Here is a 21,822-nt window from a genome sequence, read left to right as displayed (position 1 = left end):
CTCCCGCTGTAACAGTTGCGTTGCACATCGGGGCGTCACGAAGCCGCCGCAAAGGCCGCCCGCAACGCCGACGTCGTGTCCCCCGCACGTACCAACGACGGGGACTGCCCGGGATCACGGGCCGGAGGGAAGGAACTTGGCGTGTCCCGGATCACGGCACGGCAACGGCCGGGCGGGGTCCGGAACCGCCGACGGGGCGCGTACCGTCCCCTCCGGCACCGGCATAGTGGGGGCGGTCGGTCGTGTCCGCGAGGGCCGGCCGCTGTTCGCCCACGCACACATTGCACACGTTGACGTAGTCCCAGGGGGATCACCAGATGCGATCGATTCGTCCGCTGCTGACGGCGGCTTCCGCCGTCGCGGCGCTGACGCTCACCGTCACGGCCTGCGGTCCGAGCGAGGAGAACGCGGGGGACAAGCCCGCCGCGCCCGCGAGCCTGGACCCGTCCAAGATAAGGATTCCGGGGGACCTGAGGGACCGCCTGAAGGAACACGGGATCGACCCCGACAAGTGGCGCGACGGCGAGTGGAAGAACTGGGACCGCGACAAGTGGCTGCGTGAGGCCAAGGACTTCGTCAACCCGATCATCGAGGACCTCTGGAACCCGGACCGGATGCGCGAGGCCGAGCGCCCGGACAAGCCGGTCGAGGAGGAGGACATCTCGGGCGACGAGGGCGTCACCGACCCGACGCCGGTGCCGGTGCGGGCCAAGGCCGTGGCGGCGAAGTACCACGACGGCGCCCCCGAGTCCGGCAAGGTCTTCTTCGACGGCCCCGAGGGCTCGATGGTCTGCTCGGCCACCGTGGTGAAGGACCCCGCGCACCCGGGCGAGTCCAACCTGGTCTGGACGGCCGGTCACTGCGTGCACAAGGGCAAGAAGGGCGGCTGGTACCGCAACATCGCCTTCGTGCCCTCGTACAACGACGCGGCGATGGAGACCTCCGCGCTGGAGAAGGCGACGCGGGAGCAGATCGCCCCGTACGGCGTGTGGTGGGCGGACTGGGTCAAGACCTCCGACCAGTGGATCGCCGAGGGCGCGTCCACCGGCGGTGCCGGCGCTCCCTACGACTTCGCGGTCATCAAGGTGACCCCGGAGAAGGGCTCCTCGGGCAAGTCGCTGGAGGAGACGGTCGGTTCGGCGCTCCCGGTGGAGTTCAACGCCCCCGCCGTGCCGAAGATCGCGGCCATGACGGCGACCGGCTACCCGGCGGCGCCGCCGTTCGACGGTCAGAAGGCGTTCCAGTGCCAGGACAAGCCGGGCCGGCTGTCCCTGAAGGCGGAGCAGCCGACGATGTACCGGATCGGCTGCTCGATGACCGGTGGTTCGTCCGGCGGCGGCTGGGTCGCCAAGGGCCGCGACGGCAAGCCGGCGCTGGTGTCGAACACCTCGATCGGCCCGTCGACGGCCGGCTGGCTCGCGGGTCCGCGCTTCGGTCCCGAGGCCAAGGCCGTCTTCGAAGGGGTCAGCAAGAAGTACGCCGGCCAGTAGGCACGGCGGGTGCGGAGGCGGGGTCCCGGGGGCCCCGCCTCCTCGCGTCCGGTCCGACCGGCATACTGTGCACCGCTCATGACACGTCCATGGCAATACCAACGGGGAATACATTCATGCGTTCCGTACGACTCCTACCCGCCGCCCTCGGCCTGGCCGGCGCGCTCGCGCTGACCGCCACGGCCTGCGGCCCCACCGAGACCCCGGCCGACGGCAAGCCGACCGCCGGAGCGAGCACCTCCGCGCCCGCCGACGGCGGCGACGCCGGCCTCACCGAGGACCTCGCCGACAAGCTCAGGAAGCACGGCGTCGACCCGGACAAGTGGAAGCAGGGCGAGTGGAAGAACTGGGACAGGGACACCTGGCTCCGTGAGGCCGAGGACTTCGTCAACCCGGTGATCGACGGGCTCTGGGACCTGCCGCGCATGCAGTCGGCGAAGAGCCCGGACCAGACGATCGCCGCGCAGGCCGGCACCGGCGGCACCGATCCGACGCCCCGGCCCGTCAAGGCGCAGCGCGAGAAGACGCCGTACCACGCCCACGCGGCCCCGGTCGGCAAGATCTTCTTCGACGCGCCCGAGGGCCACATGGCCTGCTCCGGCACCATCGTGAAGGACCCGCGCCGCCCGGGGAAGTCGAACCTGGTCTGGACGGCCGGCCACTGCGTCCACGCGGGCAAGAGGGGCGGCTGGTACCGCAACATCGCCTTCGTCCCGGCCTTCAACGACCTGGGCAAGTCCCCCGCCGCGCTGCAGAACGCGCAGCCGCACGAGGTGTACCCGTACGGTCAGTTCTGGGCCGACTGGGTCGTGACCTCGGGCGAGTGGATCAACGCGGGCGGCACCAACCAGGCCTGGCCGTACGACTACGCCGTGCTGCACGTGCGGCCCGAGCGCGGCGGGAAGTCCCTGGAGGAGACCGTCGGTGCCGCCCTGCCCGTCGACTTCTCCGCGCCGACGGCCGCGCAGTCCGGCACGGTGGGCGCCTGGGGCTACCCGGGGGCGGCGCCGTACAACGGCGTGATCATGCACAAGTGCCTCACCCGGCCGACGCGCCTCACCACGGCCCCGGCCACGCCGACCATGTACCGGATCGGCTGCACGATGACCGCCGGTTCCTCGGGCGGCGGCTGGTTCCGCGTGCTGCCGAACGGCAGGACGGCGCTCGTGTCGAACACCTCGATCGGCCCGGCCGGCAGCAACGGCTGGCTGGCCGGACCGCAGCTGGGCCGCGGTGCCAAGGCCGTCCACGAGGCGGTCAGCAAGAAGTTCGCCCGCTGACCCACCCCGAAACAGCTGAGCAGCCGAAAAGCAGAGCAGCTGAAAAGCAGAAGGCGTCGGCCCCTCCCGTTCGGGAGGGGCCGACGCCTTCGTCCTCGTCAGTGCGCGGCGGGGACGTACGGCGCGAGCAGCGCCGCCAGTTCCTCGTGCACCCGGGCCTTGATGAGGGTGCCCTCCGGGGTGTGCTCCTCGGACTCCACCTCGCCCTCGGCGTGCACCCGCGAGACGAGCCCGCCCTGGGTGTACGGCACGAGGGCCTCCAGCCCGACCTCCGGGCGCGGCAGCTCGCGGTCGATGAGCGCGAGCAGCTCGTCCATGCCCTGGCCCGAACGGGCCGAGACCAGGATGGAGTGCTTCTCCATCCGCAGCAGGCGCTGGAGGGTCAGCGGATCGGCCGCGTCGGCCTTGTTGACGACGACGATCTCCGGCACGTTCACCGCGCCGACGTCGCGGAAGACCTCGCGCACGGCGGCCAGCTGCTCCTCCGGGGCGGGGTGCGAGCCGTCCACCACGTGCAGGATGAGGTCGGACTCGGCGACCTCCTCCATGGTGGAGCGGAACGCCTCGACCAGGTGGTGCGGCAGGTGCCGGACGAAGCCCACGGTGTCGGCCAGGGTGTAGACCCGGCCGGTGGGCGTCTCGGCCCGGCGGACGGTCGGGTCGAGGGTGGCGAACAGGGCGTTCTCCACGAGGACGCCCGCGCCGGTCAGGCGGTTGAGCAGGGAGGACTTCCCGGCGTTGGTGTATCCGGCGATGGCGACCGACGGCACCTTGTTCCGGCGGCGCTCCTGCCGCTTGATGTCGCGGCCGGTCTTCATCTCCGCGATCTCCCGGCGCATCTTCGCCATCTTCTCGCGGATGCGGCGCCGGTCCGTCTCGATCTTGGTCTCACCGGGGCCGCGGGTGGCCATGCCGCCACCGCCGCCGCCACCCATCTGACGGGAGAGCGACTGACCCCAGCCCCGCAGCCGCGGCAGCATGTACTGCATCTGCGCGAGCGCGACCTGCGCCTTGCCCTCTCGGGACTTGGCGTGCTGGGCGAAGATGTCGAGGATGAGGGCGGTCCGGTCGACCACCTTCACCTTGACGACGTCTTCGAGGGCGATGAGCTGGCCGGGGCTGAGCTCGCCGTCGCAGACGACGGTGTCGGCGCCGGTCTCGAGCACGATGTCGCGCAGCTCGCGGGCCTTGCCCGAGCCGATGAAGGTGGCCGGGTCCGGCTTGTCGCGGCGCTGGATCACGCCGTCGAGCACGAGGGCGCCGGCCGTCTCGGCGAGGGCCGCGAGCTCCGCGAGGGAGTTCTCCGCGTCCTGCACCGTCCCGGAGGTCCAGACACCGACCAGCACGACGCGCTCCAGGCGCAGCTGGCGGTACTCGACCTCGGTGACGTCCTCGAGCTCGGTGGAGAGGCCCGCGACGCGGCGCAGGGCCGCACGCTCGGAGCGGTCGAACTGGTCGCCGTCCCGCTCTCCGTCGATCTCGTGGCTCCAGGCGACGTCCTCTTCCATCAGGGCATCGGCCCGAAGGCTCTCGGTACGGCTCGTCTCCGCGAAGCTCTGCTCGTCCTGGGAAGGGGAAGAAGAGGAGGTCATTGGGTCCTTACGTCGATGAGGAGATGTGTGTCTGTGCCGGTCACAACGCCTGCGGGCGCCGGAAGATTCCCGGGCCCGGCCGCGTCGGCCGGAGGATCCGGCCGCGTCGCCGACCCGACGATGGTGTCACGGCCCCGCCGGGCCCGTCACCCGGGTTTCGGCGCGGTCCTCCCGGCCTCGGCGGGGCGGCTGCGCCAGTCCGGGTGCCCGGGCATCGCCGGGGTCCTCGCCTCGTACAGCCAGCCGTGGAAGAAGGCGGTGAGGTCCCGGCCGGCGACCTCGCCGGCCAGCGCGACGAAGTCGGCGGTGGTGGCGGTGCCGTCCCGGTGCTCGGCGACCCAGCGGCGCTCCAGGGTCCGGAAGGCCTCGGTGCCGATCGTCCGGCGGAGCGCGTAGAGGACGAGGGCGCTGCCGTCGTAGACGACGGGCCGGAAGAGGCTGATCTTGTGGCCGGGCGAGGGGGGTTCCGGGGCGGCCGGCGGGCCTCCGGCGGCCCTCCAGCCGTCGGAGGCCGCGTAGGCGGCCTTCATGCGCCGCTCCAGGGGCTTGTCGGCGGTCTCCTCGGCGTACAGCGCCTCGTACCAGCTGGCGTGTCCCTCGTTGAGCCACAGGTCGGACCAGGACCGGGGAGAGACGCTGTCGCCGAACCACTGGTGCGCCAGCTCGTGGACCATGACGGAGTCGACGTACCACTCGGGGTAGGCGGGCTCGGTGAAGAGTCCGCGTTCGAAGAGCGAGAGGGTCTGGGTCTCCAGCTCGAAGCCGGTGTCCGCGTCGGCGACGAGCACGCCGTACGTCTCGAAGGGGTACGGGCCGACCTGCCGCTCCATCCACTCCAGGTGGCCGGGGGTGCGGCGCAGCCAAGGCTCCATGAGCTGCCGGTCGGCGGTGGCCACGACGTCCCGTACGGGCAGCCCGTGGGGGCCCGCGCGGTGGACGACGGTGGAGCGGCCGATGGAGACCTGGGCGAGCTCCGTGGCCATGGGGTGCCGGGTGCGGTACGTCCAGGTGGTGGTGGCGCCGTGGTCGACGCGGCCCGCGGGGAGTCCGTTGGCGACGACGGTGAGCCCGCTGGGGGCGGTCACCCGGAAGGTGAACCGGGCCTTGTCGGAGGGGTGGTCGTTGGAGGGGAAGACCCGGTGGGCGGCGTCGGCCTGGTTGGCCATGGCGAGGCCGTCGCTGGTGCGGACCCAGCCGCCGGTGGCGGCGGGGCCGGTGGGGTCGCTGGTGTGGGTGACGGTGATCTCGACCTCCTCGCCCGCGTCGATCGGGACGAGGGGGGTGACGACCAGGTCCTCGCCGCTGGTGGCGTACTCGGCGGGCAGGCCGTCGACGGTGACGGCGGAGACCGTGCCGTGGGTGAAGTCGAGGTTGACCCGCTCCAGGTCCTCGGTGGCGCGCGCGTCGATCCGGGTGACGGCGGTGAGGGGCTTCGTGTTCACCCCCGGATAGGTGAGGTCGAGCGTGTAGGCGAGGACGTCGTAGCCGGGGTTGCCGAGGTGCGGGAAGAGCGGGTCCCCGATGCCGAGCGGCGCGGGGGCGGGCAGCGCGGCGGCGACGAGCCCGGCCGAGGCGGCGACCAGGACGGCGGAGCGGAGCCACCGCGCGCGGGGCAGGGACGTTCGGACGAGCGGCATGGGCCAGGGCCTTTCCGGAGGAATGGCCCTACGGCTACCAGGGCCGCCGCCGCGCACCGGGGCGGCGCGCGCACCGGCCACCCGAAGGGGGTCGTCGGCTCGGGCCACCCGAAGGGGGTCGTCAGCTCGGGCCGCGCGAGCGGCGGGCGCGGCTGACGTCGTACACCCCGGGTACGTCCCGCATGGCTTTCATGAGGGCGGCGAGACCGGCCGCGTCGGGGAGCTGGAGGGTGTAGGTGTGGCGGACGCGCTGCTCGGTGGGCGGTTCGACGTTCGCCGAGACGACGGCGGCGCCGAAGGCGGCGATGGCCTCGGTGAGGTCGGCGAGCAGCCCGGGCCGCCCGAAGGACTCGGCGACGAGGGTGACCCTGCCCCGGGCGGTGTCGCCCCAGCGGACGGTGACGGGCTCGCGCCCGAGGCCGCGCATGGTGTCGGCGGCCGAGCAGCGGGCGCGGTGCACGGTGACCGATCCGCCGCGGACCCGGAAGCCGGTGATCTCGTCGGGCGGTACGGGGGTGCAGCAGCCCGCCGGCCGGACGGCTGCGGCCGGCTCGCCGTCGAGGTCGGCGTGGAGTTCGGCGCCGGAGCGGCGGTCGGCGGGGACGTTGACCTGCGGGCGGGGCTCGGTGGGGGCGGGGGGCGCGGCGCTCTCGGGGTGGGCCTGGAGCCAGCCGGTGATCGCGATCCGGGCGGCGGGGGTGCGGGCGTGGTCCAGCCACGCGGGGGACGGCCCGGAGACGGCGTCGCGGGCGAGCAGCAGCTGCACGGTGTCGCCGTCGCCGAGGACGGTGCTCAGCGGTGCGAGGCGGCCGTTGACGCGGGCGCCGAGGCAGGCGTGGGCGTCCTCGCCGTGCTGGGCGTACGCGGCGTCGACGCAGCTGGCGCCGGCGGGCAGGCTGATCGTGCCGGGGGCGCTGCCGTCGGCGTGGAAGACGGTGATCTCGTCGTCCTCGGCGAGGTCGGCGCGGAGCGAGGTCCAGAAGGTGTCGGGGTCGGGGGCGGACTGCTGCCAGTCGAGGAGCCGGGAGAGCCAGCCGGGGCGGGTGGGGTCGACGCGTTCGCCGTCTTCCGGTCCCTGGAGGGGGCCGTCCGGTTCCTGGCCCACGTGGGGGTTGCCGAGGGCGACGACCCCGGCCTCGGCGACCGTGTGCATCCGGTGGGTCCGGATGAGGACCTCGGCGACGGCTCCGTCGGGGGCCGCGACCGCGGTGTGCAGGGACTGGTACAGGTTGAACTTGGGGGCGGCGATGAAGTCCTTGAACTCGGAGATCACCGGGGTGAAACAGGTGTGGAGCTCGCCGAGGACCGCGTAGCAGTCGGCGTCCTCGGCGACGAGGACGAGGAGCCGCCCGAAGTCGCAGCCCCGCAGTTCGCCGCGCTTGAGGCGGACCCGGTGGACGGAGACGAAGTGGCGGGGGCGGACGAGGACCTCGGCGCCGATGTCCGCCTCGCGCAGGACGGCGGCGACCTGTTCGGCGACGGCGTCGAGCGCGTCGGCGGCGTCGGGGTGGTCCGCGACGAGTGCGCGGGTGGTCTCGTACTCCTCGGGGTGGAGGATCGCGAAGACCAGGTCCTCCAGCTCGGTCTTGAGGGCCTGGACGCCGAGCCGCTCGGCGAGCGGGATGAGGACGTCCCGGGTGACCTTGGCGATCCTGGCCTGTTTCTCGGGGCGCATCACGCCGAGGGTGCGCATGTTGTGGAGGCGGTCGGCGAGCTTGATCGACATGACCCGGACGTCGCTGCCGGTGGCGACGAGCATCTTGCGGAAGGTCTCGGGCTCGGCGGCGGCGCCGTAGTCGATCTTCTCGACCTTGGTGACGCCGTCGACGAGGTAGGCGACCTCGTCGCCGAACTCGTGGCGCACCTGATCGAGCGTCACCTCGGTGTCCTCGACGGTGTCGTGGAGGAGGGAGGCGGTCAGGGTGGTGGTCTCCGCGCCGAGTTCGGCGAGGATGAGGGTGACCGCGAGCGGGTGGGTGATGTACGGCTCGCCGCTCTTGCGGAACTGGCCGCGGTGCGAGGACTCGGCGAGGACGTACGCCCGGCCGAGGACCGTCAGGTCGGCCTCGGGGTGGTGGGCCCGGTGCGCCTCCGCCACATGGCCGATGGCGTCGGGCAGTCGGTCACGGGGCGCCGGCCCCGCGGTGGCGTTCAGCAGGGCGGTGCGGCCGAGGCGGCGCAGGTCGATCCGGGCGCGTCCGCGTCTGCGGACGGTCACGTCGGTGGGGGCGGCCTCGGGGTTGGTGGCCTCTGCGCTCATGGGGCACCTCCGGCAACGTCGACCGGCGGTGGGCGGGCCAGGCGTGCCCGGGGGGCCGGTGCTTGATGCTACCGACCCCACCACGCGGCGCAGTCACGCTCTCGCCCAGCGTGAAACGGATCACCCATTCGAGCGACAGATCAGTCGTTGACAGTTTCGATTCCGTCGCGCGCGATCACGCCGTCGGGCCCAGCCACGTCGGATCGACGGTGCCCTCGGCGACGATGACCGCGGGTCCCGTCATGTCGATCCGGCCGTCGGGGTGCTCGGTGATGACCAGGGTCCCGCCGAGCACGTCGACGGTGTACGTGACGGGGGTGCCGCTCTCGGCGGGGTCGACGCCGTCCCGGCGGGCGGTGGCGACGGCGACGGCGCAGGCGCCGGTGCCGCAGGAGCGGGTCTCGGACGCGCCGCGCTCGTGGACCCGCATGGCGACGTGGCGGGGGCCGCGGTCGGCGACGAACTCGATGTTCACCCCGTCCGGGTAGACCTCGGCGGGCTCGTACGGCGGCTCGTCGTACAGGGTCCCCGCGTGGGCGAGGTCCTCGACGAAGGCGATCGCGTGCGGGTTGCCCATGTTCACGTTGCGCGCGGGCCAGCTGCGGCCGTCGACGGTGACGGTGACCCCGGCCTCGGGGAGGACCGCGCGGCCCATGGCGACGGTGACGGAGCCGTCCTTGTCCAGGTGGACGTGCTTGACGCCGCCCCGGGTGGCGACCGCGACCTGGCCCGCGGTGACGTGCCCCGCGTGCTCCAGGTAGCGGGCGAAGACCCGGACGCCGTTCCCGCACATCTCGGCGACGGAGCCGTCGGCGTTGCGGTAGTCCATGAACCACTCGGCCTCGTCGGCCAGGTGGCGCGCGTCGGGGTGGGCGGCGCTGCGCACCACGTGCAGCACTCCGTCGCCCCCGATGCCGGCCCGCCGGTCGCAGAGGCGCGCCACGAGGGCGGGAGGCAGGTCGACGGCGTTCTCCGCGTCGGGGACGATCACGAAGTCGTTCTCGGTGCCGTGGCCCTTGAGGAAGGGGATCGGCGAGGTCTGCGTGCTGGTCACGCGATCAACTGTACGGGGCGGGTCCGACGGACCGCCGTCCCGTCCACGGGACGGCCCCCGGCCCCGGGCGCGCCCGGGTCTCCCCCGGCCCGGGCCCCGTTCCGCACGGGACCGCGCCGGAGGCTCAGCGCAGCCGGGCCACGCGCCAGACCGCGAGGGCGACCAGGGCCGCGATCGTCGACACGTACAGGGCGAGGACGCGCCAGTCCGGGCGCTCGCCCGAACCGCGCTGCGGGAGTCCCGGCCAGGTGTAGCCGACCTTGCGGGCGGCCATCATGCCCCAGCCCGCCGCGCAGGAGCTGATGAGGAGGCCGAGCATGGCGACGACGGCGCCGCCGTCCCCCGAGCCGAAGGCGAGCGGGAAGGCGAACATCAGCGAGCCGACGGCGGCCAGGCCCACGATCGGGGCGAGCTGCCAGATCCGCAGCCGGCGCTGGGGGCGCAGCTCGACCTCGACCTCGTCGGCGTCGACCTCGACGGCGGTGCCCACGGCGTCGTCGGGCCCGTCCGGGGTCAGCCCCGGGGTCCCGACGGAGGTGTCGTCCGTCGGACGGCCCGGCGTGTCGCCCGACGGATCCGCCGTCGGGTCACCCAGGGCCGCCTCGTGCTGTTCTCTGTCGCGAGGGCCGGCCTCCATCGCCACGCGCCCTCCCCACTCGGACTCCACTTGGTCGATCGATGCTCGATGATGGCACGCTCATGACCGCCGAAATGACGGGCAGTGCGTCCCGATGCCATCACGTGATCAGGCTGTAACCGCTCGTTCGAGCAACGAGAGCGCCTCCCGCGGGAGTTCCCCGCGGTGATCGGCGGCTCCGCTGAGCCAGTGCACCCGCGGGTCGCGGCGGAACCACGAGTCCTGGCGGCGCGCGAAGCGCTTCGTGGCCCGCACGGTCTCCGCGCGCGCCTCGTCCTCGGAGCACTCCCCCGCGAGCGCCGCGAGGACCTGCTGGTAGCCCAGGGCGCGGGCCGCCGTGCGTCCCTCGCGCAGCCCCCGCGCCTCCAGCGCGCGCACCTCGTCGACGAGACCGGCCTCCCACATGCGGTCCACGCGCGTGGCGATCCGTTCGTCGAGCTCGGGGCGGGCCACGTCGACGCCGATCTGGACGGTGTCGTAGACGGAGTCCGGGCCCGGCAGGTTGGCGGTGAAGGGCTTGCCGGTGATCTCGATCACCTCCAGGGCCCGGACGATGCGGCGTCCGTTGCTGGGCAGGATCGCGCGGGCCGCCCCGGGGTCCGCCGCGGCGAGCCGGGCGTGCAGGACGCCGGAGCCGCGCTCCTCCAACTCGGCCTCCAGACGGGCCCGGACGGCGGGGTCGGTGCCGGGGAACTCGAGGGCGTCGACGGCCCCCCGTACGTACAGTCCGGAACCGCCGACGAGGACCGGGGTGCGGCCGGCGGCGAGCAGGCGGTCGATCTCGGCGCGCGCGAGGCGCTGGTACTCGGCGACGCTGGCGGCCTCGGTCACGTCCCAGATGTCGAGGAGGTGGTGCGGGACGCCGCCGCGCTCCTCCGGCGTCAGCTTGGCGGTCCCGATGTCCATCCCCCGGTAGAGCTGCATCGAGTCGGCGTTGACGACCTCGCCGCCGAGCCGTTGGGCCAGGAATACACCCAGATCGGACTTTCCGGCTGCCGTGGGGCCGACGACGGCGATGACCCGCGGGGCGGGAGCTGCGCTTCTCACCGTCCCAGTCTCGCAAACCTCCCGCCCGGGACGGGGTCCGACCGTGGATCACCCCGGGTTCCGGCCGTCGCCGACCACGACATCCCCACCGTCCGAGTACTCTGTGGAGTGGGTATGGCCGTTTTTGCAACCTTTCAGCTGAAGGGTTCGCAGAAGGACGCACAGAAGAAGCAGGACGCGGAACGCACGTCACGGAACACGGGCCCCAGAGGCCCGCGGAGGGAAGGTGCCCCATGGGTCTCCTGGATTCGCTGAAGGCCAAGCTCGCCCCGGCCAAGGACAAGGTCGCCGACCTCGCGCAGCAGCACGGCGAGAAGATCGACCACGGCCTGGACAAGGCCGCGAAGCTGGTGGACGAGAAGACCAAGGGCAAGTACAGCGACAAGATCCACACCGGTACGGACAAGGCGAAGGGCGCCATCGACCGGATCGGTCACAAGGACGACGGCACGCCCGGGGACGGTGGCGCGACGACGCCGACGCCGCCGCCTCCGCCGACCGTCTGACGGTCCCTCCGCACGGCGGACGGCCGCGGAGCATCGCGCTCCGCGGCCGTCCGCCGTTTCCGTCCCCGGCGTCCCCGCCCTCCCCGCCGTCCCTCAGGACCAGGCCGCGACGAAGTACCCCACGCCGTACGGGGCGTCCTCGAAGAGCAGTCGGCCGTCGAGCCCGGCGCCCTCGGCGGCGCCCGCCAGGACCTGCCAGGAGGCGCGGCCGGCCGCCTTCAGCTCGGACGCGAGCCCGGCGTCCAGCGCGAGCAGCGCCGCCGCGTCGGCCGTCCCCAGCGCCCGGGCCGCCTCCGCGTCGAAGCCCGCGGCCCGCTCGTCCAGGTAGCCGGGTGCCTTCACGGTCCGGCAGGCACTGCCGTCGCCCAGTACGAGGAGGGCGACGCGTTCGGCGGAGGCGGCGAGCTCCCGACCGGTTCCGGCGCAGACGTCCGCCGTTGTCGAGGCGGCCACGCCCAGGCCCTCGATCGGCGCGTCGGCCCAGCCGGCGCGGGCCAGGAGCCAGGCGCCGACGGCGAGGGAGGGGGGCAGGGGGCGGTCGTCCTGAGGCTGGGCCTGGGCCTGGGGTGATTCTGCGCCGAGTCGTACGGAGAGGTCGACGCCGAAGCCGGCGAAGGAACCCGTCGCGCCGGCCGGGTAGCCGCCGTGCGCGCCCTCGTCCGCGGGTCCGACGACGTACAGCCGGTCGGGGCGGGCGGCGGCGAGCAGCCCGACGGCATCCGCGCACGCCGCACGCGCGGCGTCCAACTCGGGGGCGGCGCCGGTCGCGACGTCGGGGACGAGGAGGGGGGGACTGGGGCAGACGGCTGCGGCGACAAGCATGATCCGCAGCCTACTGCGCCAGGGCGGCGCTCCCCCGTTGTGGGCGGTCGTCCCGTGGGGGGGCGGCGCCCCCGCCCACCCTCGTTGTGGGCAACTGTTCCGCTGGGGCGAAGGGGGTCCCCCTGCTCGAGCGGGACGATTGCCCACACGGGGGTGTGGGGGTCAGTGGCCGGCGCAGGCCGGGGGTGTCGGGGTCGGGAGGGGGGCCGGGGCGCCGATCGTCGGGAGGCCGAGCAGGACGCCCGCCGGCTTCGCCGCCGCGGCCTCCGTGCGCTTCTCCCACGCGTCGCCCGCGCGCGTACGGCGGACCGAGGAGACCGCGCCCTGGGCGAGGAGGTGGTGCGGGGCCGCGTACGTGATCTCGACCGTCACCACGTCGCCCGGGCGGACCGCCTCGTCCGGCTTCGTGAAGTGGACGAGCCGGTTGTCGGGGGCGCGGCCGGAGAGCCGGTGGGTCTCGCCGTCCTTGCGGCCCTCGCCCTCCGCGACCATGACCTCGAGGGTGCGGCCGACCTGCTTCTTGTTCTCCTCCCAGGAGATCTCCTCCTGGAGGGCGACGAGGCGCTCGTAGCGCGCCTGCACGACCTCCTTGGGGATCTGGCCCTCCATGGTGGCCGCCGGGGTGCCGGGGCGCTTGGAGTACTGGAAGGTGAAGGCGTTCGCGAAGCGGGCCTCGCGGACGGTGTGCATCGTCTGCTCGAAGTCCTCCTCGGTCTCGCCGGGGAAGCCCACGATGATGTCGGTGGAGATCGCGGCGTGCGGGATCGCCGCCCGGACCTTCTCGATGATGCCGAGGAAACGCTCCTGCCGGTACGAGCGGCGCATCGCCCTCAGGATCGTGTCCGAGCCGGACTGGAGCGGCATGTGCAGCTGCGGCATGACGTTCGGCGTCTCGGCCATGGCCGCGATGACGTCGTCCGTGAAGTCACGGGGGTGGGGGGAGGTGAAGCGGACGCGCTCCAGGCCCTCGATCTGCCCGCAGGCACGCAGCAGCTTGCTGAAGGCCTCGCGGTCGCCCAGGTCGGAGCCGTACGCGTTGACGTTCTGGCCGAGCAGGGTGATCTCGGAGACGCCTTCGGAGACCAGCGCCTCGATCTCGGCGAGGATGTCGCCGGGCCGGCGGTCCTCCTCCTTGCCGCGCAGGGCCGGGACGATGCAGAAGGTGCAGGTGTTGTTGCAGCCGACGGAGATCGAGACCCAGGCGGCGTACGCGGACTCGCGGCGGGTCGGCAGCGTGGAGGGGAAGGCCTCCAGCGACTCGGCGATCTCGATCTGCGCCTCCTCCTGGACGCGGGCGCGCTCCAGGAGGACCGGCAGCTTGCCGATGTTGTGCGTGCCGAAGACCACGTCGACCCACGGGGCCTTCTTGACGATGGTGTCGCGGTCCTTCTGGGCGAGGCAGCCGCCGACGGCGATCTGCATGCCGGGGCGCGCGGTCTTCATCGGGGCGAGCCGGCCGAGGTTGCCGTACAGCTTGTTGTCGGCGTTCTCGCGGACCGCGCAGGTGTTGAAGACGACGACGTCGGCGTCGCCGTCCGCGCCCTTGGGGGCCCGGACGTAACCCGCCTCCTCCAGCAGACCGGAGAGCCGCTCGGAGTCGTGGACGTTCATCTGGCACCCGTAGGTGCGGATCTCGTAGGTCTTGGTGCCGTCAACGCTCACTGCGGTGCTCCGGTCGCTGCTGCTCGTCATGGATCCAAGGGTAGGCCGTCCGGGGAGAGCCCCCGGACCGCGCCGGAGCCCGCTCCGCCCCTGCGGTTTTCCGCAGGGTGGCCGGGTGGGAAGCCTCGTACCGGCGGTGAGCTGGGATTTCTGGCGTGGAGGGGCGCCGGGGCAGGGGCTCCGGGAGTCGCTCGTCGTCCTTGGAGACCCACCGTGCCGATCACCGCGCTCGTCCCTCACCCGTCCCTCCCCCGGCCCTGGCCGGGGAGGCCGCCGACGGGTTCGTCGGATGGGCCGCGGGGCTCGTCGACACGATGGGCGGGCCGGGCGCGGGGCTCGCCATCGCGCTGGAGAACCTCTTTCCGCCGCTGCCCGGCGAGGTGGTCCTGCCCCTGACCGGCTTCACCGCCGGACAGGGCGTGCCCGGCCCGGCCCCGGCGCTGTTCTGGACGACGCTCGGTTCGGTGGTCGGGGCGGTGGCCCCCCACTGGATCGGCGCGCCCTTCGGGCAGCGGCGGATGCACGCGCTCTGGGCCGCCTCGCGCGCGTGCTTCGGGCCCTCCGGGCGGGAACTGCTGCGGCGGCGCATCGACGAACTCGTCCTCGGCCGGGCCGCCGTGGTCCGGGCCGTGGACACCGAGCGCCGGCGGATCGGGCGCGACCTCCACGACGGCGTCCGGCCGGGGCGGCGCGGACCCGGCCGGGAGCGGGCTCACCGGGCTGCGCAGCCGGGTCGCCGCGCTCGACGGGAGCCTGCGGGTCGACAGCCCCCTCGGGGGACCCACCGCTCTTGTCGCGGAGTTGCCGTGCGCGTGATCCTGGCCGAGGACTCGGCCCTGCTGCGGGAGGGCCTGGTGCGGCTGCTCGTCGGGGGGGCCATGAGGTGCTCGCCGCGTTCGGCGACGCGAAGGGCCTGGTCGCCGAGGTGGCGGCGCGGCGCCCGGACGTCGTGGTCGCCGACATCCGGATGTCGCCGACCCACACGGACGAGGGGCTGCGGGCCGCCGTGGAGATCCGCGAGCGGCTGCCGGACACGGGGGTGCTGGTGCTCTCCCGGTACGTCGAGCGCAGCTACGCGGCCCGGCTCCGCGCCGCCGGCGCGGAGCGGGTCGGCCACCTCCTCAAGGACCGGGTGGCCCAGGTCGAGGAGTTCCTCGACGCGCTGGACCGGATCCACGCGGGCGGGGCGGCGGTCGACCCGGAGGTGGTGCGCCGGCTCGTCGTGCGCAGCGCCCGTGCCGATCCCCTGGCCCGGCTCACCCCGCGCGAGCGGGAGGTCCTGGAGGTGCTGGCCCAGGGGTGCACGAACGCGGCCGTCGCGCGGCAGCCGCACCTCTCGCTGAGCGCGGTGGAGAAGTACCCCGACACCGTCTTCGACAAGCTGGAGCTCCACCGGACCGACGGCTACAGCCGCCGGATCCCGGCCGTGCTGCGCTACCTGGAGGCCCGAGCCCATTCGGCCGGCACCTCGTCGGTGTGCTCGCCCGGGAGCGGGGCGCGGCCCGGGACGCCGGCCGGGGTGCGGTCGAAGCGGGAGGCGGGGGCCGGCTGGAGGGTGCCGCCGACCTCCACGAAGGCTCCGCGCGCGGCCAGTTGGTGGTGTTCGGCCGCCTCGGCGGCGGTCAGCACGGGGGCCACGCCGGCGTCCACGGCGTCGAAGAGCTTGACCCAGTGCTCGCGGTCCCGGGTCGCGAAGCGGGCGGCGATCAGGGACCGGAGCGCGGGCCAGGAGGCCGGGTCGGCGCGGTCGGGGAGGGCGTCGTGCTCCGTCAGGCCCAGCTGCTCCAGGAGGTTCTGGTAGAGCCGGGGTTCGATGGCGGCGACGGCGAGGTGCAGACCGTCGGCGGCCGCGTAGAAGGAGTAGTGCGGGGCGTCGGTGACGGTGTGGTTGCCGGGGACCGCGCGCCACTGGTGGATCAGGGTGGCGATCAGGGCGGCGCCGTCCGCGAGGGCGGTGTCGACGACCTGGCCCCGGCCCGAGCGCTCCCGCTCGTGGAGCGCGGCGAGCAGTCCGTGCACATGGGCGTTGGCCCCGCCGGCGAAGCTGGAGAGGTATGCGGTCGGGGGCGGCACCGGTGCCCCGGTCGCGGGGTCGGTGTCGAGGGCGCCGGTCAGGGCGAGGACCGCGAGGTCGTGGGCGGCGCGTCCGGCCCATTCGCCCCGGCCGCCCCAGCCGCTGAGCCGGCCGTAGACGAGGCGCGGGTTGCGGGCGAGGGCCGCCTCGGGGCCGATGCCGAGGCGGTCGGCGACGCCGGGGCGGAAGCCCTCGACGAGGATGTCGGCGTGCCCGGCGAGGGAGAGCGCCCGCTCGACCCCCTCGGGGCCCTTGAGGTCCAGGGCGACCGAACGGCGGCCGCGGGAGAGCGGGTTCTCCGCCGGGCGCTCGGCACCGGGCGCGGGCGGGGTGCCCGGTGCCCGGTCGATCCGTACGACGTCGGCGCCGAGACCGGACAGGACGGTGCCGACGAACGCGGTGGGCGCCGAGCCCGCGAATTCCAGTACGCGCACTCCGCTCAGCGGTCCTGTCATGGCCGACTCCCTTGAATTCATGGATGCGTGATTCCCTTCACGCTATGGGGAGTTCCACCGGAGAGGACTGCGGAGATCCGTAGCGCCGGGAATTCGGCGGCGCCGGAGACTGGGAGGAATTCCCCTTTCTCCGCCGTCGAAAGGAATGACGCATGGCCGTCGTCTACACCGCCGAGGTCGCTTCCACCGGAGACGGGCGCAACGGCGCCGTGCGCTCCTCCGACGGGCTCCTCGACCTGCCGCTGTCGAGCCCCAAGGCCGTCGGCGGCTCCGGCACCGCGACCAACCCCGAGCAGCTCTTCGCCGCCGGCTACGCCGCCTGCTTCCACAGCGCGCTCCGGGTCTCCGCGCGCGAGGCCGGGACCGCGCTCACGGACGACACCGTCACCGCCGAGGTGGCGCTGCACAAGGAGGAGGGGGGCTTCCACCTGTCGGTGGTCCTCACCGTCGAGCTGCCCGGGCTCGGCGCCGCCGAGGCGCGGCGGCTCGCCGACGCCGCCCACGGGCGCTGCCCGTACTCGAAGGCGATCCGGGGGAACGTCGAGGTGCGGATCGAGCTTCCCGAGTAAGGCGTGCGAAGAGCGGAAAGCCCCCGTGGTCCACGGGGGCTTTCCCTTTGCTCACCGCTCAGCGCTTCGCCGCCGCCGCTGCCGCCGCCGCGGCCGGGAGCGCCTCGACCACCCGGTTCACGGCCCGGTCGTCGTGCGAGGCCGAGACGAACCAGGCCTCGAACGGCGAGGGCGGCAGATAGACGCCCTGCCGCAGCAGCTCGTGGAAGAACGGGGTGTAGCGGTACGCCTCGGTGGCGCGGACCCCGTCGAAGTCCACCACCTCGTCCTCGGCGAAGAAGACCGAGAACATGGTGCCGGAGTACTGCAGCCGGTGCGCCACGCCCTCCTTGGCGAGGGCGGCGGAGACCTCGGCGCCGATCGCGGCCGAGACCCGGTCGAGCCGCTCGTACACCTCGGGGGTGCTGTGCCGCAGGGTGGCGAGGCCGGCGGCGGTGGCGACCGGGTTCCCGGAGAGGGTGCCCGCCTGGTAGACGGGGCCGGCCGGGGCGAGGTGGGCCATGACGTCCGCGCGTCCGCCGAAGGCCGCCGCGGGGAAGCCGCCGCCCATGACCTTGCCGAAGGTCAGCAGGTCGGGGGCGACGCCGTCCCGGCCGTACCAGCCGGAGCGGCTGGCCCGGAAGCCCGTCATGACCTCGTCGGAGACGAACAGCGCGCCGTGGCGGGCGGTGATCTCCTTGAGGCCGGCGTTGAAGCCGGGCAGCGGGGGGACGGCGCCCATGTTGCCGGGGGCCGCCTCGGTGATGACGGCGGCGATCTCGTCGCCGATCTCGGCGAAGACCTTCTCGACCGCCGCCAGGTCGTTGTACGGCAGGACGATCGTGTCGCTCGCCTGGGCGCCGGTGACGCCCGGGGTGTCGGGCAGCGCGAAGGTCGCGAGGCCGGAGCCGGCCGAGGCGAGGAGCGCGTCCACGTGGCCGTGGTAGCAGCCCGCGAACTTCACGATCTTGGAGCGGCCGGTGAAGCCGCGCGCCAGGCGGATCGCCGACATCGTCGCCTCGGTGCCGGAGCTGACCAGACGCACCTGCTCGACGGGGGCGACCCGGTCGACGATCTCCTCGGCGAGTTCGACCTCGCCGGTGGAGGGCGCCCCGAAGGAGGTGCCCCGCTCCAGGGCCCGGGCGACCGCCTCGACGACGGCCGGGTGGCGGTGGCCCAGGATCATCGGGCCCCAGGAGCAGATGAGGTCGACGTACTCGTTGCCGTCGCTGTCGGTGAGGTACGGGCCCTGGGCGGAGGCGATGAAGCGCGGGGTGCCCCCGACGGCGCCGAAGGCGCGGACCGGTGAGTTGACGCCGCCGGGGGTGACCGCGCGGGCGCGCTCGAAGAGGGCCCTGCTGTTGTCCGTGCCGCTCATCGGGCCGCCTCCTCGTCGCCGAGCGCCGCGTCCAGGACGACCGCGCCCTTCGTGAGGACCCGTACGGGGTTGAGGTCGAGGGCGAAGCCGGCCGGCCAGTCCTGGACCAGTTCGCCGACCTTGTGGAGGAGTTCGGCGGCGGCTTCGACGTCCACGGCGGCCCGACCCCGGGTGCCGGCGAGTATCTTCGCGCCGCGCAGCCCGGCGAGGAGCTCGACGCCCTCGCCCGGTGCCAGCGGCAGGAGGCGGTGGCCGACGTCGTCGAGGACCTCGGTGAAGATCCCGCCGAGGCCGGCGGTGAGCACCGGGCCCAGGTCGGTGGTGTGGACGCCCACGATCAACTCGACCCCCTCGTCGACGAGTTCCTCGACGAGCACCTGGCCGCCGAGCGCGGCGAGCCGTCCGTACGCCCCGGGCGCGGTGTCGGCGGTGACGCCGATCTCCACGCCTCCCGCCTCCGTCTTGTGGAGCAGTCCGGGCACCACGGCCTTGAGCACCGCCGTGCCGCCGACCTCGGTCACGGCCCGCGCCGCGTCCTCGGCGTCCGTCGCGATCCGGCCCTTCGGCACGGCGATCCCCGCCTCGGCGAGGAGCCGCTTGAGCTCGGGCTCCGTGGCCCCCGCGCCGGGGCCGGGGACCGTCCCGGGACGGGGGGCGTCCGGGAGCGCACGGGGGCGGCTGACCTCCCAGAGGGCGGCGGCGGCGCGCAGGGCGCGGGCCGGCGTCGGGTACTCGGGCAGCCCGGCCTCGCGCAGGTCGCGCGGGGCGTTGGGGGCGAGGAAGTCGGCGCCGGTGCGGGCGACGAGGAGGGGCTTGCCGCCCTTCGCGGCGGCGCGGGAGAGGGCGTTGACGGCCTTCTCGACGTCGGGTCCGGCCATCACGCAGAAGGCGGCGACGATGATGTCGACGGTGTCGTCGGCGATCAGGACGTCGAGGGAGCGGTCGAACAGGGAGGGGTCGCTGAGGACGGTGGCCGTGATGTCGACCGGGTTGTCGATGGCCCCGAAGGCGGGGACGATCTCGGCGAGCGCCTCCTTGCTGCGCGGCTCCAGGGCGCTGAGCTCCAGGCCGTGGGCCTCGACGGCGTCGGCGGCGAGGATGCCGGAGCCGCCGGAGGTGGTGACGACGGCGACGCGGTTGCCGGCGGGACGCCGCTCGGACTCGAAGACCCGGGCCACGTCGAGGAGTTCGTCGATGTCCTCGACGCGGACGATGCCGAGGCCGCGCAGGGCGGCGTCCAGGACCCGGTCGTCGGTGGCGAGGGCGCCGGTGTGCGAGGCGGCGGCGCGGCCGCCCGCCTCGGTGCGGCCGGACTTGAGGAGGGCGACGGGCTTGCCGGAGCCGGCCAGTTCGCGGAGGGTCCCGATGTCCGGGGTGTCCTCCAGGTAGCCGAGGAGGCCGGTGACCTCGGGGACGGCGGCCAGCTCGCGGAGGACTTCGAGGGCGGTGACGTCGGCGTCGTTGCCGGTGCTGACCACCCAGCCGGGGCGCAGGCCCCGCTCCAGGGCGAGGCTGGCGGCGCCGAAGCCGAGGGCTCCGCTCTGGCTGACGAAGGCGAGGGTGCCGGGCTCGAAGGGCACGGACTCGGCGCCGAAGAGCGGGCTGAAGGTGGCGAGGACGCGGTTCTCGTAGCCGACGGCGCCGATGCAGTTGGGTCCGATGATCCGCAGGCCTCCGGCGCGGGCCCTGGCGACGACCTCGGCCTGGAGGCGGGCGCCCTCCTCGCCGGTCTCGGCGAAGCCGGAGGAGGCGATGACGGCGAGCTTGACGCCGGCGGCGACGCAGTCGTCGACGGCGCCGGGCACCCGCTCGGCGGAGACCATGATCAGGGCCAGGTCGACGGGGCCCGGGGCGTCCTTGACGCTGGGGTACGCCGGGACGCCGAGGATCTCCGGGGAGCGCGGGTTGACCGGCAGGATCCGGCCCTTGTAGCCGTACCGGAGGAGGTAGTCGAGCGGCTTGCGGCCCAGGGCGCCGGGGCGCTCGCTGGCCCCGATGACGGCGATGGATTCGGCTTCCCAGAGGGCCGAGATGTCACTCATGCGATGGCCTCGATCTTCTTCTCGTTCGTGGTGTCGGTGTCGTCGGCGCCGGTGGGTTCCGCCGCGGCGAAGAGGCGGGTGAAGGCGGCGATGTGCCGGGCGCCGTCCGGGTCGGCCGCCAGCTCGCGCACCAGGACGGTGGGCTGGTGCAGGGCCTTGTCGACGATGCGGCGGACGCTGCGGCCGATCTCCTGCCGGGCCGCGCCGTCGAGCCCGTCGAGGCGGCGGGCGAGCCGGTCGAGTTCGGCTTCGGCGGCCTCGGTGGCGGCGGTGCGCAGGGCGGTGAGGACGGGCTTGGCGCCGGCGAGCCGGAGGCCCGTGCGGAACTGCTCGACCTCGGCGTCGATCAGCTCGTGCGCGGCCTGGACGCTGGCGGCGGAGATCTCGTCCTCCTGGCCCTCCTCCGCGATCCGGCGCAGGTCGACGAAGGTGACGCCGGGCAGTTCCGCCGCCGTGGGCGCGATGTTGTGCGGCAGCGACAGGTCGAGCAGGAACAGCTCGCGGCCGTCCCGGGCGGCGAGCGCCTCCTCGACGTGCCGGGCGGTGACGAGGTGGCCGGTGGCGGCGGTGGCGCCGACGACGACGTCCACCTCGGTGAGCAGCCGGGGCACGTCGGCCAGGTCGTAGCCCGCTCCCCCGGTGGTCTCGGCGAGCCGCTGGGCCTTCTCGGGGGTGCGGTTGGCGACGTGGACCCGGTCGAGGCCGGAGCGGCGCAGGGCGGCGACGACGACGCCGGCGAAGGCGCCGGCACCGATGACGAGGGCGGTCTTGCCGTGCAGGGAGCCGACGCGGCGCTCGAAGAAGCCGAGTCCGGCGGTGGCGAGCGAGCGGCCGGCCTCGTTGAGCCCGGTCTCGTTGCGGGCCCGCTTGCCGACCCTGAGGGCGGTCTGGACGGCCTTGGCGAGGACCCGGCCGGTCCGGTCGAGCCGCTGGGACCGTTCGAGGCCCAGTTTCACCTGGCCGAGGATCTGGTCCTCGCCGACCACGACCGATTCGAGCCCGGAGGCCACGGCGAAGAGGTGGCGCACGGCCCCGTCGGCGTGGTGGCTGTAGAGGTGCGGGGCGATCTCGGCGCGGTCGACGCCGGTGTGCTGGGCGAACAGCTCGCCGAGGTCGTCCAGTTCGCCGGGGCCGGAGGTGCCGCCCCGGGTCTCGGCGTAGATCTCCAGGCGGTTGCAGGTGGAGACGACGACGGCGGCGTCGATGCCGTCGACGGAGGTCACGTCGGAGACGAGTTCCTCGGCGGGCCGGTCGGTGCCGGCGAGTCTCTCCAGGAGGTCGAGCGGGGCGCTGGCGTGGCTGATGCCGAGGACCAGCATGGAGGAGGACGGGGTCACC

At 73.9% G+C, this 21,822-nt stretch carries 16 protein-coding genes and 2 pseudogenes; 6 read left to right on the top strand and 12 right to left on the bottom strand.

What is annotated here, in order from left to right:
- The first annotated feature begins 317 nt into the window (after positions 1-317).
- Positions 318-1,490, top strand: coding sequence for a trypsin-like serine peptidase (locus tag ACZ66Z_RS21890; RefSeq protein WP_469936366.1), 1,173 nt, complete (start codon positions 318-320; stop codon positions 1,488-1,490).
- 116 nt (positions 1,491-1,606) lie between these two features.
- A complete protein-coding gene (locus tag ACZ66Z_RS21885) occupies positions 1,607-2,770 on the top strand; it encodes a trypsin-like serine peptidase (RefSeq protein WP_469936364.1) in 1,164 nt (387 codons plus the stop codon).
- Positions 2,771-2,868: 98 nt separating this feature from the next.
- Here the strand turns inward: ACZ66Z_RS21885 and hflX are convergent, their stop codons facing one another.
- From hflX to miaA, 6 genes are all read right to left on the bottom strand, one after another.
- Positions 2,869-4,362: a GTPase HflX gene (gene hflX / locus ACZ66Z_RS21880; RefSeq protein WP_469936362.1), complete on the bottom strand. Its 1,494-nt coding sequence runs from the start codon at positions 4,360-4,362 to the stop codon at positions 2,869-2,871.
- A 146-nt stretch (positions 4,363-4,508) separates the two neighbouring features.
- Positions 4,509-5,999, bottom strand: coding sequence for a M1 family metallopeptidase (locus ACZ66Z_RS21875; protein WP_469936361.1), 1,491 nt, complete (start codon positions 5,997-5,999; stop codon positions 4,509-4,511).
- 121 nt (positions 6,000-6,120) lie between these two features.
- Complete coding sequence (locus ACZ66Z_RS21870) at positions 6,121-8,259, bottom strand: RelA/SpoT family protein (protein WP_469936359.1); 2,139 nt, start codon at positions 8,257-8,259, stop codon at positions 6,121-6,123.
- Positions 8,260-8,434: 175 nt separating this feature from the next.
- A complete protein-coding gene (gene dapF / locus ACZ66Z_RS21865; protein WP_469936357.1) occupies positions 8,435-9,313 on the bottom strand; it encodes a diaminopimelate epimerase in 879 nt (292 codons plus the stop codon).
- A gap of 124 nt (positions 9,314-9,437) precedes the next feature.
- Complete coding sequence (locus tag ACZ66Z_RS21860) at positions 9,438-9,950, bottom strand: hypothetical protein (RefSeq protein WP_469936605.1); 513 nt, start codon at positions 9,948-9,950, stop codon at positions 9,438-9,440.
- Between the two features lie 108 nt (positions 9,951-10,058).
- Positions 10,059-10,997 carry a tRNA (adenosine(37)-N6)-dimethylallyltransferase MiaA gene (gene miaA / locus ACZ66Z_RS21855; protein ID WP_469936355.1) on the bottom strand — a complete coding sequence of 313 codons (939 nt, stop codon included), beginning with the start codon at positions 10,995-10,997 and terminating at the stop codon, positions 10,059-10,061.
- Between the two features lie 233 nt (positions 10,998-11,230).
- On the opposite strand from miaA, the gene ACZ66Z_RS21850 reads away from it, so the two are divergent.
- Positions 11,231-11,503 carry an antitoxin gene (locus ACZ66Z_RS21850; protein ID WP_469936353.1) on the top strand — a complete coding sequence of 91 codons (273 nt, stop codon included), beginning with the start codon at positions 11,231-11,233 and terminating at the stop codon, positions 11,501-11,503.
- 93 nt (positions 11,504-11,596) lie between these two features.
- Here the strand turns inward: ACZ66Z_RS21850 and ACZ66Z_RS21845 are convergent, their stop codons facing one another.
- Together ACZ66Z_RS21845 and miaB are read right to left on the bottom strand one after the other, a co-directional pair.
- Positions 11,597-12,325, bottom strand: coding sequence for a class III extradiol dioxygenase subunit B-like domain-containing protein (locus tag ACZ66Z_RS21845; RefSeq protein WP_469936351.1), 729 nt, complete (start codon positions 12,323-12,325; stop codon positions 11,597-11,599).
- A 162-nt stretch (positions 12,326-12,487) separates the two neighbouring features.
- On the bottom strand, positions 12,488-14,017 hold the full coding sequence (miaB, locus tag ACZ66Z_RS21840; protein ID WP_469936349.1) for a tRNA (N6-isopentenyl adenosine(37)-C2)-methylthiotransferase MiaB: 1,530 nt from the start codon (positions 14,015-14,017) through the stop codon (positions 12,488-12,490).
- A gap of 227 nt (positions 14,018-14,244) precedes the next feature.
- Here miaB and ACZ66Z_RS21835 point away from each other — a divergent pair.
- Positions 14,245-14,520 (top strand): annotated as a pseudogene (locus ACZ66Z_RS21835) (DedA family protein); the annotation flags it as partial.
- A gap of 282 nt (positions 14,521-14,802) precedes the next feature.
- A pseudogene (locus ACZ66Z_RS21830) lies at positions 14,803-15,434 on the top strand (response regulator); the annotation flags it as partial.
- Here the strand turns inward: ACZ66Z_RS21830 and ACZ66Z_RS21825 are convergent.
- Positions 15,422-16,516, bottom strand: a complete 1,095-nt coding sequence (locus tag ACZ66Z_RS21825; protein ID WP_469936348.1) for a CaiB/BaiF CoA transferase family protein — start codon at positions 16,514-16,516, stop codon at positions 15,422-15,424. The pseudogene ACZ66Z_RS21830 and the gene ACZ66Z_RS21825 sit on opposite strands and share 13 nt — an antisense overlap.
- A 152-nt stretch (positions 16,517-16,668) precedes the next feature.
- Here ACZ66Z_RS21825 and ACZ66Z_RS21820 point away from each other — a divergent pair, with 152 nt between their 5' ends.
- Entirely contained in the window at positions 16,669-17,085 is a 417-nt protein-coding gene (locus ACZ66Z_RS21820; protein WP_469936347.1) for an organic hydroperoxide resistance protein, read from the top strand.
- A gap of 58 nt (positions 17,086-17,143) precedes the next feature.
- Here the strand turns inward: ACZ66Z_RS21820 and hemL are convergent, their stop codons facing one another.
- Genes hemL through hemA form a run of 3 tightly spaced genes read right to left on the bottom strand, consistent with a single transcriptional unit; the run spans position 17,144 to position 21,821 of the window.
- Complete coding sequence (hemL, locus tag ACZ66Z_RS21815) at positions 17,144-18,442, bottom strand: glutamate-1-semialdehyde 2,1-aminomutase (RefSeq protein WP_469936346.1); 1,299 nt, start codon at positions 18,440-18,442, stop codon at positions 17,144-17,146.
- Positions 18,439-20,484, bottom strand: coding sequence for an acetate--CoA ligase family protein (locus ACZ66Z_RS21810; protein WP_469936345.1), 2,046 nt, complete (start codon positions 20,482-20,484; stop codon positions 18,439-18,441). Before ACZ66Z_RS21810 ends, hemL begins: the two co-directional genes overlap by 4 nt.
- Positions 20,481-21,821 (bottom strand): glutamyl-tRNA reductase, encoded by a 1,341-nt coding sequence (gene hemA, locus ACZ66Z_RS21805; protein ID WP_469936343.1) that lies wholly within the window; start codon positions 21,819-21,821, stop codon positions 20,481-20,483. The genes ACZ66Z_RS21810 and hemA overlap by 4 nt, the downstream gene beginning before the upstream one ends.
- Position 21,822: the final 1 nt, after the last annotated feature.

It is taken from the genome of Streptomyces sp. NPDC107498, assembly GCF_055582805.1.
Note: the sequence above shows the minus strand (reverse complement) of the source record. Positions and strands in the feature narration are given on the sequence as shown.

Excerpts from the sequence above, each read along its gene's own strand:
- ACZ66Z_RS21890 (WP_469936366.1), top strand. The coding sequence starts at position 318 with ATGCGATCGATTCGTCCGCTGCTGACGGCGGCTTCCGCCGTCGCGGCG.
- ACZ66Z_RS21825 (WP_469936348.1), bottom strand. The coding sequence starts at position 16,516 with ATGACAGGACCGCTGAGCGGAGTGCGCGTACTGGAATTCGCGGGCTCG.
- ACZ66Z_RS21860 (WP_469936605.1), bottom strand. The coding sequence starts at position 9,950 with ATGGAGGCCGGCCCTCGCGACAGAGAACAGCACGAGGCGGCCCTGGGT.
- ACZ66Z_RS21820 (WP_469936347.1), top strand. The coding sequence starts at position 16,669 with ATGGCCGTCGTCTACACCGCCGAGGTCGCTTCCACCGGAGACGGGCGC.
- ACZ66Z_RS21810 (WP_469936345.1), bottom strand. The coding sequence starts at position 20,484 with ATGAGTGACATCTCGGCCCTCTGGGAAGCCGAATCCATCGCCGTCATC.
- ACZ66Z_RS21875 (WP_469936361.1), bottom strand. The coding sequence starts at position 5,999 with ATGCCGCTCGTCCGAACGTCCCTGCCCCGCGCGCGGTGGCTCCGCTCC.
- ACZ66Z_RS21885 (WP_469936364.1), top strand. The coding sequence starts at position 1,607 with ATGCGTTCCGTACGACTCCTACCCGCCGCCCTCGGCCTGGCCGGCGCG.
- ACZ66Z_RS21870 (WP_469936359.1), bottom strand. The coding sequence starts at position 8,259 with ATGAGCGCAGAGGCCACCAACCCCGAGGCCGCCCCCACCGACGTGACC.
- ACZ66Z_RS21850 (WP_469936353.1), top strand. The coding sequence starts at position 11,231 with ATGGGTCTCCTGGATTCGCTGAAGGCCAAGCTCGCCCCGGCCAAGGAC.
- miaB (WP_469936349.1), bottom strand. The coding sequence starts at position 14,017 with ATGACGAGCAGCAGCGACCGGAGCACCGCAGTGAGCGTTGACGGCACC.
- hflX (WP_469936362.1), bottom strand. The coding sequence starts at position 4,362 with ATGACCTCCTCTTCTTCCCCTTCCCAGGACGAGCAGAGCTTCGCGGAG.
- hemL (WP_469936346.1), bottom strand. The coding sequence starts at position 18,442 with ATGAGCGGCACGGACAACAGCAGGGCCCTCTTCGAGCGCGCCCGCGCG.
- ACZ66Z_RS21845 (WP_469936351.1), bottom strand. The coding sequence starts at position 12,325 with ATGCTTGTCGCCGCAGCCGTCTGCCCCAGTCCCCCCCTCCTCGTCCCC.